This window comes from Methylobacillus sp. MM3 (assembly GCF_001645185.1).
GTDB lineage: Bacteria > Pseudomonadota > Gammaproteobacteria > Burkholderiales > Methylophilaceae > MM2.
Window position 1 is genome coordinate 245,533 of sequence record NZ_LXTQ01000011.1, and the last position, 14,238, is coordinate 259,770.

Annotated in this window: 14 protein-coding genes; all 14 read left to right on the forward strand. The window is 58.0% G+C overall.

Annotated elements, in window-relative coordinates; genetic code table 11:
* The first annotated feature begins 2 nt into the window (after window positions 1–2).
* The 14 genes from flgL to A7976_RS05505 all read left to right on the forward strand — a co-directional run bounded on the left by flgL (window position 3) and on the right by A7976_RS05505 (window position 14,229).
* Entirely contained in the window at window positions 3–905 is a 903-nt protein-coding gene (gene flgL, locus A7976_RS05440) for a flagellar hook-associated protein FlgL (protein ID WP_082878005.1), read from the forward strand.
* Window positions 906–929: 24 nt separating this feature from the next.
* A complete protein-coding gene (locus tag A7976_RS05445; RefSeq protein WP_067108294.1) occupies window positions 930–1,928 on the forward strand; it encodes an NAD-dependent 4,6-dehydratase LegB in 999 nt (332 codons plus the stop codon).
* Complete coding sequence (locus tag A7976_RS05450; RefSeq protein WP_067108297.1) at window positions 1,925–3,106, forward strand: LegC family aminotransferase; 1,182 nt, start codon at window positions 1,925–1,927, stop codon at window positions 3,104–3,106. Before A7976_RS05445 ends, A7976_RS05450 begins: the two co-directional genes overlap by 4 nt.
* A 7-nt stretch (window positions 3,107–3,113) precedes the next feature.
* Window positions 3,114–3,746, forward strand: coding sequence for an acetyltransferase (locus A7976_RS05455; RefSeq protein ID WP_067108301.1), 633 nt, complete (start codon window positions 3,114–3,116; stop codon window positions 3,744–3,746).
* The gene (neuB, locus tag A7976_RS05460) at window positions 3,743–4,744 is read left to right on the forward strand and encodes an N-acetylneuraminate synthase (protein ID WP_067108303.1); all 1,002 of its coding nucleotides are present in this window, start codon (window positions 3,743–3,745) and stop codon (window positions 4,742–4,744) included. Before A7976_RS05455 ends, neuB begins: the two co-directional genes overlap by 4 nt.
* Window positions 4,741–5,901, forward strand: a complete 1,161-nt coding sequence (gene neuC, locus A7976_RS05465; protein ID WP_067108305.1) for a UDP-N-acetylglucosamine 2-epimerase — start codon at window positions 4,741–4,743, stop codon at window positions 5,899–5,901. Before neuB ends, neuC begins: the two co-directional genes overlap by 4 nt.
* A 40-nt stretch (window positions 5,902–5,941) precedes the next feature.
* Window positions 5,942–7,009, forward strand: a complete 1,068-nt coding sequence (locus tag A7976_RS05470) for a nucleotidyltransferase family protein (RefSeq protein WP_067109117.1) — start codon at window positions 5,942–5,944, stop codon at window positions 7,007–7,009.
* On the forward strand, window positions 7,009–8,022 hold the full coding sequence (locus A7976_RS05475; protein WP_067108306.1) for a Gfo/Idh/MocA family protein: 1,014 nt from the start codon (window positions 7,009–7,011) through the stop codon (window positions 8,020–8,022). The genes A7976_RS05470 and A7976_RS05475 overlap by 1 nt, the downstream gene beginning before the upstream one ends.
* The gene (locus A7976_RS05480; protein ID WP_067108308.1) at window positions 8,019–8,729 is read left to right on the forward strand and encodes a cytidylyltransferase domain-containing protein; all 711 of its coding nucleotides are present in this window, start codon (window positions 8,019–8,021) and stop codon (window positions 8,727–8,729) included. Before A7976_RS05475 ends, A7976_RS05480 begins: the two co-directional genes overlap by 4 nt.
* Window positions 8,729–9,496, forward strand: coding sequence for an oxidoreductase (locus A7976_RS05485; RefSeq protein ID WP_067108310.1), 768 nt, complete (start codon window positions 8,729–8,731; stop codon window positions 9,494–9,496). The genes A7976_RS05480 and A7976_RS05485 overlap by 1 nt, the downstream gene beginning before the upstream one ends.
* Before the next feature lie 137 nt (window positions 9,497–9,633).
* A complete protein-coding gene (locus A7976_RS05490) occupies window positions 9,634–11,685 on the forward strand; it encodes a motility associated factor glycosyltransferase family protein (RefSeq protein WP_131801000.1) in 2,052 nt (683 codons plus the stop codon).
* Between the two features lie 13 nt (window positions 11,686–11,698).
* Window positions 11,699–12,340: a tetratricopeptide repeat protein gene (locus A7976_RS05495; RefSeq protein WP_082878006.1), complete on the forward strand. Its 642-nt coding sequence runs from the start codon at window positions 11,699–11,701 to the stop codon at window positions 12,338–12,340.
* Window positions 12,341–12,514: 174 nt separating this feature from the next.
* On the forward strand, window positions 12,515–13,438 hold the full coding sequence (locus A7976_RS05500; protein WP_067108321.1) for a hypothetical protein: 924 nt from the start codon (window positions 12,515–12,517) through the stop codon (window positions 13,436–13,438).
* 83 nt (window positions 13,439–13,521) lie between these two features.
* A complete protein-coding gene (locus tag A7976_RS05505; RefSeq protein WP_067108323.1) occupies window positions 13,522–14,229 on the forward strand; it encodes a hypothetical protein in 708 nt (235 codons plus the stop codon).
* Window positions 14,230–14,238 lie beyond the last annotated feature (9 nt).

Below are 14,238 nucleotides of genomic sequence, written 5' to 3' on the forward strand. Positions count from 1 at the left end.
TCATGAGAATCAGTACTTCTTCCTACTTCAACATGAACCTGGCGGCGATGCAGGACAAACAGGCCACGTTATTCCACGTCCAGCAGCAGATGGCGACCCATCGACGTATCGTGACGCCGTCGGACGATCCCGTCGGCGCTACGCGCGCGTTGCAAACCGCCCGCGCGCTGTCCGTTTCGGAAAGCAGCCTGGAAAACATCGCGAAGGCGCAAACCCGGATCAAGGCGGAGTCGACCACGCTCGAGGCGATACGCAAGGTGCTGCAGAGTGCCAAGGATACGGCGGTGAGTGCCGGCAACAACCCCAGCACGCAGGAACGGACCAGCTTCGCCAACTATCTGACGCAGGTATACGAAGACCTGCTCGGGTATGCCAATTCCACCGATGCCGCAGGCAATTACATGTTTTCCGGGTTCCAGAACGACGCCCCGTTCCAGCAGAGCACCGGAGCTTCCAGTTATCAGGGTGATAACGCAAAACGCTATGTTTCGATCGGCGCCAACCAGAAAATCCAGGTGAGCGACTCGGGGCAGGAGGTGTTCAGTGTAGGCACGGCCAACGATCCGTTCGCCGTGATCAGCCAGTTCATCACTGACTTGCAGGACAGCACCCTGACCGGTGCGGTATTCGACGCAACCGCCGACACCGCCATCAGCGGATTGGAAAACGCGCTGAGCAAGGTGGTGCAGATCAGTGACCATGTGGCCGTCCGTTTCCAGCAGCTGGAAACTGCCAAGGAGGTCGAGACCCAGTACAAGTTGCAATACCAGAACGAGCTGGACCGGGTCGAGTCGGTGGACATGTTGACTGCGGGCGTGCAGCTGCAATTGCTGCAGACATCGCTGGAGGCGACCCAGAAAGCCTTCATCAATGCCAGCCAGTTGAACCTGTTCAACCTGCTGTAAACCGCAGCCGACCGTAATTAAGAAGTGAAAAAAATCCTCGTCACCGGCGCCGACGGGTTCATCGGCTCGCATCTCACGGAAGCATTGGTGCGCCAGGGCTATGACGTCCGGGCGTTCGTCCAGTACAACTCGTTCAATTCCTGGGGCTGGCTGGACCGTTGCGCGCCCGATGTGGCCGGCAAGTTCGACGTGTTCGCCGGCGATGTGCGCGACCCGCACGGCGTCAAGACCGCGATGCAGGGATGCGACGCTGTCCTGCACCTCGCCGCGCTGATTGCGATTCCTTATTCGTATCACTCGCCCGACACCTACGTCGACACCAATATCAAGGGCACGCTGAACGTCGTCCAGGCCGCCCGCGAACTCGGCGTGAGCAAGGTCATCCATACCTCGACCAGCGAGGTGTATGGCACTGCCCGTTTCGTGCCGATCACCGAGGAGCATCCGCTGCAGGGACAATCGCCATACTCCGCCAGCAAGATCGGCGCGGACCAGATCGCGCTGTCCTTCCATTGCGCGTTCGACACGCCGGTGACCGTCATCCGGCCGTTCAACACCTATGGGCCGCGTCAGTCGGCGCGCGCGGTGATCCCGACAGTCATCACCCAGATCGCCAGCGGCAAGCGGCAGATCAAGCTGGGTGCGATCCATCCCACGCGTGATTTCAATTACGTGGCGGATACAGTTGGCGGTTTCCTCGCCGCGCTGGCTTCCGAGCGGGGGGCGGGTGAAGTGATCAACATCGGCAGCAACTTCGAAATCTCCATCGGAGATACCGTCAGGGTGATCGCCGAGGCGATGGGCGCAGAGATCGAGATCGTCACCGACGAGCAGCGCCTGCGTCCGGAGAAGAGCGAGGTCGACCGGTTGTGGGCTTCCAATGAGAAAGCAGCCCGGCTGTTGGGCTGGCAGCCCAGCTACGGCGGCGTGGACGGATTGCGGCGCGGCATCGCGGAGACCGTGGCGTGGTTCCGCGAACCGGCCAATATGGCCGCCTATAAAGCGGACATTTACAATCTGTGAATAATACTTCTGCGCAATCTCCTGCTGTCTCGCGCATCCTCCAGGCCATTCGGGCCGTGGTGGGTGATGGTTCCGTGGCACTGCACGAACCGCGTTTCGCCGGCAACGAGTGGGCCTATCTGAAGGACTGCCTGGACTCCACCTTCGTCTCCTCGGTGGGCCGCTATGTTGACCGCTTCGAAGCTGATCTCGCCGCCTATACGGGTGCCCGCCATGCGGTGGCGGTGGTGAACGGCACCGCCGCGCTGCATGTGGCGCTGCAACTGGCGGGCGTGCAAGCGGGGGATGAAGTGCTCGTTCCTGCGCTGACCTTCGTGGCGACCGCGAACGCGGTGGCCTATTGCGGCGCGATCCCGCATTTCGTGGACAGCGAAGAGCGCACACTGGGCCTGGACCCGCAAGCTCTGCGCGACTATCTGGGCGCGACGACCGAGCTACGCGACGGTCGCTGCGTCAATCTGGCCACTGGCCGCGTGATCCGCGCCGTCATCCCCATGCATGCGTTCGGGCATCCGCTGGACATCGAAGGTGTACTGGCGCTGGCCCGCGATTTCCACCTCGAAGTGGTGGAGGATGCGACAGAGTCCCTGGGCAGCACCATCCACGGCAAGCATACCGGCACCTTCGGACGCATGGGCGTGCTCAGCTTCAATGGCAACAAGGTGATCACTACGGGAGGCGGCGGCGCCATCCTGACCGACGATACCGAGCTGGCGAAACACGCCAAGCACCTGACTACCACGGCCAAGCTGCCGCATCGCTGGGCCTATGTCCACGACGAAATCGGTTATAACTACCGGTTGCCCAACATCAATGCCGCACTGGGCTGCGCGCAGCTGGAGCAGCTGTCGGGGTTCGTTGAGGCCAAACGCCGGCTGCATGCGCGGTACCAGACTGCCTTTGCCGGCATTTCCGAAGCGCATATTCTTGTCGAACCGGAAGGCTGCCGCAGCAATTACTGGTTGCAGACATTGCTGTTGGATGAGCCCGTCGCCGACTTGCGTGACGAACTGCTGCAAGCCACCAACGACGCCGGATTGATGACACGTCCGGTGTGGATGCTCATGCACAACCTTCCGCCATATCGTGCCTGCCCGAGCATGCCGCTTCCTGTCTCTGGATCTCTGGAAAAGCGCATAATCAACCTCCCTAGCAGTGTGACAGTGGGCAGCGCCTGAAAAGCACATGCAAAAAGAATCGATTCTATTGGTCGGGGCGGGAGGGCATGCACGGGCCTGCATCGACGTTATCGAACAGGAAGACCGCTTTGTCATAGCCGGCCTGGTTGGGCTGGCCCGTGAGGTCGGCAATCGCGTGCTCGGATATCCCGTACTTGGAACGGATGACGATTTGCCTTCCTTGGTCGGGGCATATGCCAGCGCGCTTGTGGTTTCGGGGCAGATCAAGTCGCCTGATTTGCGTATCCGTATGTTTCAGATGCTCAAGGATTGCGGTTTCCAGTTGCCTTGCATCATTTCGCCGCGTGCGTATGTGTCCCGGCACGCGAGCCTGGGTGAGGGCACCATTGTCATGCATGGTGCGGTGGTGAATGCCGGCGCCAGCATTGGCAGCAATTGCATCGTTAATAGCCACGCGCTGATCGAGCATGATGTCAAGGTCGGCGATCATTGCCACATCTCGACCGCCGCGATATTGAATGGCGACGTATGGGTCGGAGCGGGCAGTTTTGTCGGAAGCAATGCCTGCGTGCGCCAAGGGCTTCGGATCGGCGAGCGCTGCATGGTCAAAATGGGCGAAAAAGTGATTGCCGATCTAGAAGCTCATGCCGAGGATGCGTCGGCGGGATATTCGGAATGAGAACACTGATCATCGCGGAGGCTGGCGTCAACCATAACGGCGATATGTCCATGGCGCGCCGGCTGATTGACGTGGCGGCCGACGCAGGCGCCGACCTGGTCAAGTTTCAGACGTTTACGGCTAGCCGGCTGGTCACTGCGGGCGCACAGAAAGCCGAATACCAAAGCAATGCCACGGGCACGGACGAGACCCAGTATGCGATGCTGAGCAAGCTTGAACTGACGCGCGAAATGCACCTCGAACTGATCGATTATTGCCGGGCACGGGGCATCGGCTTTTTTTCCACCGGTTTCGACGAGGAAAGCGTCGATATGCTGGCTCAACTTGGGCTGGATCGCTTCAAGATTCCGTCCGGAGAAATAACCAACTTGCCTTACTTGCGCCATGTTGGGAAATACGGAATGCCGGTGATACTTTCTACCGGCATGGCGGAGCTTGGCGAAATCGGGATGGCGATCGAGGTGCTGGAAGATGCTGGAACCAAACGCGAACAAATCACAGTGCTGCACTGCAATACTGAATATCCGACGCCGATGAACGATGTCAATCTGCGGGCCATGTTGACCATCAGGGATACGTTCGGCGTGGCGGTCGGATATTCCGACCACACGCTCGGGATCGAAATCCCGATTGCAGCCGTTGCGTTGGGAGCGACCGTGATCGAAAAGCACTTCACTCTGGATCGCAACCTCGCCGGACCGGATCATAAAGCCAGCCTTGAACCCCAGGAGTTGTCGGGCCTGGTCTCGGCAATCCGGAATATCGAGGTTGCTCTTGGCGACGGCATCAAGCGTCCGAGTCCAAGCGAATCCAAGAACATTCCCATCGCGCGCAGGTCGCTGGTGGCGAGCCGGAAGATATATGCGGGCGAGGTGTTTACGGAGTCCAATCTCGCAGCCAAAAGACCGGGTACAGGGATATCGCCCATGCGCTGGGATGAGGTATTAGGGCGTAGGGCAACGCGCGATTTTGCCAAGGATGATCTGATCGAGCTATGAGTCGCACCATCTGTGTTGTGACCGGCACCCGGGCTGATTATGGCCTTTTGCGCTGGGTCATGGAAGGAATCCGTCAATCGCCGGACCTGCATCTTCAGGTTATTGCGACAGGCATGCACCTGTCTCCCGAGTTCGGCCTGACCTATCGCGAAATCGAGAAGGATGGCTTTGCCATCGACCGCAAGGTGGAAATGCTGCTGAGCTCGGATACGCCGGCCGGCGTCACCAAATCCATGGGGCTCGGGCTGATCGGTTTCGGCGAGGCCATTGAACAGTTGAAGCCGGACCTGATGCTGCTGCTGGGCGACCGTTTCGAGATTTTTGCCGCCGCCGCCGCCGCGATGGTCGCGCGCGTGCCGCTGGCGCACCTGCATGGCGGGGAAACCACCGAGGGCGCGATCGACGAGGCCATCCGTCATTCGATCACCAAGATGTCCCATCTGCATTTCGTGGCGGCCGAAGAGTACCGTCGCCGTGTCGTGCAACTGGGCGAGGCGCCGGAGCGGGTGTTCCTCGTGGGCGGACTGGGCATCGACAATATCAAGCGGCTTGATTTGCTGGATCGCGCCGCGCTGGAAGCATCGCTGGATTTCAAGCTGGGCCCTAAAAATCTGCTGGTCACCTTCCATCCTGTCACGCTGGAAAAGTCTACCGCGGGCGCGCAGATGACCGAATTGCTCGCGGCGCTCGACGCACTGGAAGACACGCACCTGATTTTCACGATGCCGAACGCCGATACCGATGGCCGGATTCTGATAGCCATGATCGAACAGTTCGTCGCGACTCATCCGAATGCCCGCGTCTATACTTCCCTGGGGCAGATGCGTTATCTTTCCTGCATTAGTCAGGTGGACGGCGTGGTGGGCAACTCTTCCAGCGGCCTGATCGAGGCGCCCAGTTTTCGCAAGGGGACGGTCAATATCGGCGATCGCCAGCGCGGCCGACTGAAGGCGGGAAGCGTGATCGATTGCGCCCCGGATCGGCAGTCGATTGCCGATGCTCTTCGGACGCTATACTCTGCCGAGTTCCAGTCCAGGTTGGCGACGGTGCGCAATCCCTACGGCGAGGGCGGCGCGAGCGAGAAGGTGGTACGGGTGCTGCAGGAATATCCGCTGGATCAACTGCTGAAGAAACCGTTTTACGATCTTGCCGAATGAAAACGATGAAAACTATTCCATTGATAATGCAGGCCGGTGCATGAGCGAGTCCATCAAGCACTCGTCCTCCGAACCGTGGCACAAAACTCTGCTCCCACCCGATGCCACGCTGCAGCAAGCTATCATGAGTCTGGATGCGTCCGCCTTGCAGATTGCCATGGTGGTCGGCCCCGGGAACAGCCTGATTGGCACACTGACCGATGGCGACATTCGCCGTGGCTTGTTGCGCGGACTGGACATGCAGAGCCCGGTAGCGTCCATCGTCAACCGCGAGCCTCTGGTCGTCCCGCCGCACCTGGAACGCGAAATGGTGCTGCAACTGATGCAGGCGAACAAGGTACGCCAATTGCCCGTGGTGGATGGTCAGCGCTGCGTCCTCGGCCTGCATGTATGGGATGAATTGCTGGTGCCCGTTCAGCGCCCCAATACCATGGTGATCATGGCGGGCGGTCAGGGAATGCGGCTGCGGCCCTATACCGAACGCTGCCCCAAGCCCATGCTGCCGGTGGGCGGCAAGCCGATGCTGGAGCACATCATCGAGCGCGCGCGGGGTGAAGGCTTTCAGCGCTTCATACTGGCGGTGCATTACCTGGGTCATATGATCGAGGACTATTTTGGCGACGGCAGCCGCTGGCAGATCAGCATCGAATACCTCCGCGAGGAAACTCCGCTCGGCACCGCCGGTGCGCTGGCGCTGCTGCATTCAAAGCCGGACGTGCCGCTGATCGTCACCAATGGCGATGTGCTGACGGACATCCATTATGGCGAACTGCTGGACTTTCATAACCATCACGGCGCGGCTGCGACGATGGCGGTTCGTTTGCACGAATGGCAGCATCCGTTCGGCGTGGTGCGTACGAGCGGCGTGGACATCGTTGGCTTCGAGGAAAAACCGGTGATCAAAAGTCACATCAATGCTGGCGTCTACGCGCTCGATCCAAGTGTGCTGGATCACATGCAAAAGGGCGAGCATTGCGACATGCCGACCCTGTTCGGCAAGTTGCAGGAGCGCGGGCTGCGCGCCGTTGTCTACCCGATGCACGAACCGTGGCTCGACGTCGGCCGTATCGACGATTATGCCGTCGCTAACCAGAAAGCCGAGTCCTGATGGCGGATCGCGTCCTGATCGTCGGCCTGGGGAGCATAGGCAAGCGACATGCCAGGGTAATCAGGCAACTGCGACCCGATTGCGAGATCATCGCCTTGCGGCGTAGCGAGGCAGTGGAAACTTCCGACACTGATATCGATCACTGCGTGACCAGCATCGACGATGCCTTGAAACTCAAGCCCCGCTTGGGGGTGATCACGAACCCGGCCAGTCACCACGTCTCGAGCGCCATTCCGCTAGCGAAGGCTGGGGTGCATCTGCTGGTCGAGAAGCCGATTTCCTGTATTGCCGGCGATGTGCCCGAACTGATCGACACCTGCCGCCAGCATGGCGTTGTCCTGATGACAGCCTACAACATGCGCTTCCTGCCGTCCTTGCAGCAGTTCCGGGAATTGATTCACGCACATTGCATCGGGCATGTGCTGTCGGTACGTGCCGAAGTGGGGCAGTTCCTGCCTTCTTGGCGCCCTGGTAGCGATTACCGCAACAATGTCTCGGCACAAGCCGCGCTGGGCGGTGGCGCATTGCTGGAACTTAGCCATGAAATCGATTTCCTGCGTTGGGTATTCGGCGAAATCGACTGGGTCAATGCGGCTTTGCTCAGGCAGAGCGCGCTTGAAATTGACGTCGAGGATACGGCGCACCTGATCCTGGGCTTCCACGGTCTTACGGATCGCGGCCCGCTGGTGGCCTCGCTGGATATCGACTTCATCCGCCACGATACCGTGCGCAATTGCATTGCGATCGGCGAGGCCGGTTCGCTGCGCTGGAACGCTCTGGAAGGCAAGGTCGAACTCTATGCGCAGGGAGGCACCGCCTGGCAAGTGGTGGAGGAGTGTCCGACGCAGCGCGACGGCAGCTATCTCGCCGAATGGCGGCACTTCCTGGAGTGCGTCGAGACCGGTGCGTCACCGATGGTCAGCGGAGAGGACGGGCTGGCGGTGCTGCGCATCATCGAGGCCGCGCGCGCATCTGCAGCTGCTGGTGCCGTGGTCAAGGTGCAGCATTCATGAATATTGTTGCCCTTATCTGCGCCCGAGGCGGTTCGAAAGGCCTGCCCGGCAAGAACATCCGGCCGCTGGCCGGGATGCCGCTGATCGCGTGGTCGATCCGGCAGGCTCAAGCAGTGCCCCGCATCAGTCGGGTGATCGTCTCGACGGATTCGGAGGAGATTGCCGCCGTCGCCCGTAAGGCCGGAGCGGAAGTGCCGTTCATGCGTCCCGTCGAATTGGCCCAGGACAACAGCCCGGAACGCAGCGTTTGGCGCCATGCGCTGGAATACCTGAAAGCGAATGAAGGCGCCTATCCGGATGTATTGCTCGTCGTGCCGGCCACGGCACCCTTGCGCCTGCCGGAAGACCTGGAGCGCTGCCTGGACGAGTTTGCGCAAGGCGACGTGGATACCGTCATCACCGTCGCGGAGCCGCATCGCAATCCGTACTTCAACATGGTCAAGGCGCGCGCCGACGGCGGTGTCGAACTGGTTATTCCGCCGGGGGACGGTATTCTGACGCGGCGCCAGGACGCGCCGGACGTGTATGACATGACGACCGTGGCCTACGTGACGGCGCCCGATTTCGTGATGCGCGCCGATACTATTTTCGCCGGCCGGGTCCGTGCGGTACGGATTCCTGTCGAGCGGGCCGTCGATATCGATACGCTGATGGATTTCCGGGTGGCGGAATGCCTGTTGCAATATCGTGACGAAAGGGAAGCGTAGTGCTCGATAACAAGGTCATCGTGATCACCGGCGGGGCGGGCCTGCTGGGAAAAAATTTCTGCCATGCGGTAGCCGCGCAAGGAGGCGTCGCCATCGTGGCTGACGTGAATCTGCCGGCCGCCCAGGAGGTAGCCGCAAAAATAGCGGCGGAATACCCGGGTCGTGCCGAAGCCGTAGTGCTTGATATCACCGACAAGGCTTCGATCGATGCCCTGATCGAAACGCTGCATGCCCGATACGGCCGGATCGATGCGGTGGTCAACAATGCCTATCCGCGCAATCCGAATTACGGTCGTAAATTCGAGGACGTCGACTACGCGGATTTTTGCGAGAACCTGAACCTGCACCTGGGCGGATATTTCCTCGTGGCGCAACGTTTTAGCCGTTATTTCGTCGCGCATGGCGGCGGCAATATCGTCAACATGGCCTCCATCTATGGCTGCATTGCCCCGCGTTTCGACATTTACAAAGACACGGCGATGACCAACCCGGTGGAGTATGCGGCCATCAAGTCGGGCATCCTGCACATTTCCCGTTACCTGGCCCAGTATCTCAAGGGGAAAGGTGTCCGCGTCAATTGCCTGAGTCCTGGCGGTATTCTCGATCGCCAGCCGGAGCCTTTTCTCGATGCCTATAAAGCCTATTGCAATGAAAAGGGCATGCTGGACCCGCAAGACATATGCAGCACTCTGGTATTCCTGTTGTCCGACGCTACCAGATACATCACGGGACAAAACTTGATTGTGGACGATGGGTTTACGCTCTGATTAAATCGCATCTGCCTCACGCGAATTCATAATGGCAATCATTGCATGAGCAAGGTTTTCTTTAACTTGTCCCTGAGTTTGCATTGGTGCTAACCTTGCCCGGCAAACAATCCGCACAGCCTTCCAAAGATATCGACATGACACCACTACAACAGGCTTACCTCAATAAATTGCGAGCGACGGCTGAAGCAAACGCAGCGTTTTTCCAATTGAACATGCCGCAGCACAAAATGCTGTTGGACAAGGCATCTTCGGCGAGCGTGGACATCTCGGAGCAGGGCGATCTTGTGGTTCGCTACGCCAACGGCGAGAGCCGTAGCGTCACCGCGGATATCCTGGAAATGGAGGGGCGCATCGAAAAATTCAGTGACCTGTCCGATCGTCCGCAACTCCTCGCATTCCATAATTTGCGGAGATTCGTGGAAAGCCCGAGTCATGGCCGACACCAGGTGTTCCATTATTCCAAACTGGATGCGGAATACCCCAACCGGGCGACACGGCATTTCGCCAAGCACTATCCGGACAATAGTGGACTCAATCGCTATCCCAGCTTCGGCGAGAAGGAAATCCCATTGCTGATTGTATTCGGCAGCCGTCTCGGTTGGCATCTGCCCCGGCTGCTCGCTGAATACAAGATCCGGCACCTGGTGGTGATCGAAACCGATCTGGATGCTTTCCGCTTGTCCGCCTTTTTCCAGGATTACGTCCAGCTGACACGGCTTGCGCAGGAAAAGGGAACCGACCTGATCTTTATCGTGCAATCCGAACTCGATAAAATCGCGCGCTCCCTGACGGGGGCGATGTTGAGAACCGGAGGTTTGCCCCAGTTCTTCATTCATGGTGCTTCCCTGTTTTATGGGGTTGACGACACAGCAATGGTTGCCAAAATCAGAGAAACGATCATGGAAACCATGTGGGAATTGTTTTTCGGCATGGGGTATTTCGATGACGAACTGGTCACCATCCGGCATACCTTCGGCAATCTCAAACAGGGTGTCCCGATCTATCGGCGCCCCAATACGATCCCCAAGGACGCGGTTGCGTTCGTCATCGGTTCCGGTCCGTCCCTGGATGGGCTGATTCCGCTCCTGCGCGAATATGGTGATCGAGCGGTAATTTTCAGCTGCGGTACCGCGCTGGCCATCCTGCATAAAATGGGCATCAAGCCGGATTTCCATGTGGAAAAAGAGCGGCAGAACATTATTGCCGAGGTCATCCAGAAGTCCATCAGCAACGATATGGAGTTTCTTGAAGGGGTGAACTTCATCGGTCTAAGCCCCGTGTATCCCGAGGTGTTCAACATGTTTGAACGCTACGGCATGATCGTAAAGGCCGCGGATACGATGGGCGCGGTGCTGAATGCCAAGGGCGTGCCTCGCGAGCTTATTTTGAACGGCCAGCCTACTGTCACCAATACCGCCATCGACTTTGCGGTGAGCGCGGGATTCAAGAATATTTATTTATTCGGCGTCGACCTTGGAAGCAAGGATAAGGAAAAGCATCATTCAAAGCACACGGTTTACATGAACCTGATGCCTGAAGAGGATCATCTCAAGAAGATTCTCGCCCACCAGCCGGCCAACGACATCATCGTGCCCGGTAATTTTGGCGGCGAAGTGCATGCCAACAAGGTACTGTCGTTTGCTCGGCCCATGATGAGCCACAGCATTTCCATGTATCCTGATGCCAAGGTATACAACCTCAACGATGGCGCCTTGATCGAACATGCCATCCCTTTGCCTCCCGAGGATTTCAGTCAAACCTGGACGGGTGGGTGCGACAAGCATGCGACTGTCGAGGCAGTCATGGATACCTTCCAACCCGAAGAATGGGATATGGACGAGCTGCAGGGGATGCTGATGGAGCGGATCGATGCCTTTATCTCTCGGGTCGAAGCCATCGTAGCCAACCCGCAGAGTTCGCTGTCAGATGTGCTGGATAAAATGATCGAAATTCATTGGATGACGCTTGCGCCATCCAATATCAATGATCCATGCGCACTGCTGTTCCGAGGCACGTCGTCACGCCTGTTAAGCATGGCGTACAATGCGGTCACCATCATCAAGGATCAGGACGAGGCGCTTGCCAAGGCCGAATGGGATTTCTCCAACCTGATCGATTGCATGCATGAGGCCAGGGAAGAAGTAGTAAAAAATATACAAGTTGCTTTCGCGGCAACGGAGCAATGATTCGGGAGCAATCATGAAAATCGATCCTCTAGAGCGAGTAAGGCTTAACAAGCGTATCGAGCAGGCGCATACCTGCCTGATGAACGGCGATACCGATACTGCACAGACAATATTCCAGGAAGCACTTCTGCAAGTACCAGGATACTCTCCGGCTCTGCATGGAATGGGTGTACTGCACGTGGCATGCGGGGATGTGAATGATGGCGAGCGCTGGTTGCGTCAGGCTACCGAGGCGGATGCCGAAAATGCGTTGGCCTGGAACGATCTGGGCGAGGCGTTGCGGATGCTGGGGCGTGGGGACGAGGCTATCGCTGCGTATCGTCGCGCATTGGAGCTGGAACCCGACTTTCTGAGCGCGATCAATAATCTTGCTGTGGCGCTGGCGGGCAAGGGTGACCTGGATGAGGCCAAGCGCTGCCTGCGGCAGGCGATCGACATTGATCCCATCGATCCTCACCCTTATAACAACCTGGGCGTGATTCTGGAAATCGAAGGCCAGATCGACGAAGCATTGCTTTGCTATGAGAAGGCGGTCAAAAACAAGCACGACTTCGAAGAGGCCAAGCAAAACTATGCGGACCTGCTCCAGCGGAATCCCGGGCAGCTGATGAAGGCCATGGGGCGTTTGCTGGATGATGCCAAAGCCCTCGATTGACTGTCCGAAACGCCGCCGCATCGGGCATTTGGCGGCGCTGAAAAAAATTTCAGAATAATTTGCCGTTCTCCCTAAAGTTCGAGAAAGCACTGCCGAAAATGAGTGGTGGGCGTGATAGCCCATGTGAGCGGGAAAGAATTTCTCGTATTCATTCTTAAGAATTAGGAGCAAGAAATGGCTAATACCTCTGTAACGCTGACCGCCGCAATGCGGTCCAACCTGACCACGCTGCAAGCCACCAACAATCTGCTGGATCGTACGCAAGAGCGTCTGGCTACCGGCAAGAAGGTCAACACCGCGCTGGATAATCCGACCAACTTCTTTAGTGCCGCTGCTCACACTACCCGTGCCAACAACCTGACCAACCGCAAGGACGGCATGACGGAAGCAGTGCAGGCGATCAAGGCAACCAATGCCGGTATCGAAGGTATCAAGTCTCTGCTTGAAAGTGCCAACGGTATTATCGCAACGGCATCCACGGCATCCTCCACAAGCTACTCCACCCTGTATTCGCAGTTCGATACCATCGTTGGCGAAATCAATGACTTGATTGAAGACTCCAAGTACAAGGGTACTAACTTCTTGGGCGGTACGGCCGTTAGTCTGGACGTCATCTTTAACGAATCCGGCACCAACAAGCTGACATTGCAAGGCTTCGATGCGCAGTTCAGCATGCTGCTGGACGCGGATCAGATTGGCTCTCTGGCTGCTACGGCTGGCGGTTTCAGCCTTCTGGCTGCTAACGTGGCTGGTGGTTCCGCTGCTACGATTTCGTTGTTCCAATCCGCTGATGGTACTGCTGCAGGCTTCTCGATTGCTGAAAATCTGACCGCGATCAGCAACGGTATTACCGCTGCACTCTCCGTGCTGGAAGCGCAGTCCACCAAGCTGTCGAGCAACCTGTCCATCGTCAACGCCCGTCTGGATTTCACCAACGAAATGGTGAATATCGAGCTGGCAGGCGCGGACAACCTGACGCTGGCCGACCAGAATGAAGAAGGCGCCAACATGCTGATGCTGCAAACGCGTAATCAGCTGGGTACGACTTCTCTCTCCCTGGCCTCTCAGGCAGCCCAAGGTATCCTGAGACTCTTCTAATAATAAGAGAGTTGAAAGGACACTGATGATGTTGCCGGGGTGGTCGAATTCGACTCGCCCCGGTCTTTCATTGGGAGAATGACATGGTCAGCGAATTAAATGTGGCAACCATGGGATACCCTTCGGGTTTGGCTTCAGTCGCTCTTGCATCGCCTGCTGAATCAGGTGTGCAGACTGCGCCGGGTGTGAATGGGCAGAAAAATGGTTTGTCCGAACAACAGGAAACCGTCAGTATCAATTCGTCTTCCGAATCCGTCGCGACTTTGACGGATCGCAAGGAGGATAGCGTTCGAGCTGCGCAAGCTGTGAGGGATGCAAACAAAGGGCTCGATCGTGCAGATGAGTTGCTGACTGGTATGGCGGCCCTGGTCGGCGCGGTAAAAAACTACCCACCGTTTCCGGCCGGGAACGAAGAGCGGGTGCAATACATCAATAGCATAGATGGGTTGCGAAAAGAGATGCAGTCTTTGGTGGTTCCACCTGTAGCCCCAGACTATGAGCCAGTGTTTTATCCGCAAGAGACCGAGTTCCCGCCCATTGATGCCCAAGTGCCCAGCGATGCAGCGGTGCTGGCCTTTGGCGAAGCGGTGCAGGTCATACGCGACGATGTGAATACTGCGCGTGAGGCGCTGGAGCAGCAATTGCAGCGCACTGCGGAAAATGCGAGCGAGGGTCTGCCGCGCCCACCTGAAGAGCCGCAGGCGCAGGAAATCAGCGTTGCCGTAGCCGGTCAGCTGAATGGCAAGTCCCTGCCGATCGCGGGTGCTTCCGACGTACTTGCTCAATTGTAAGGTCTGGCA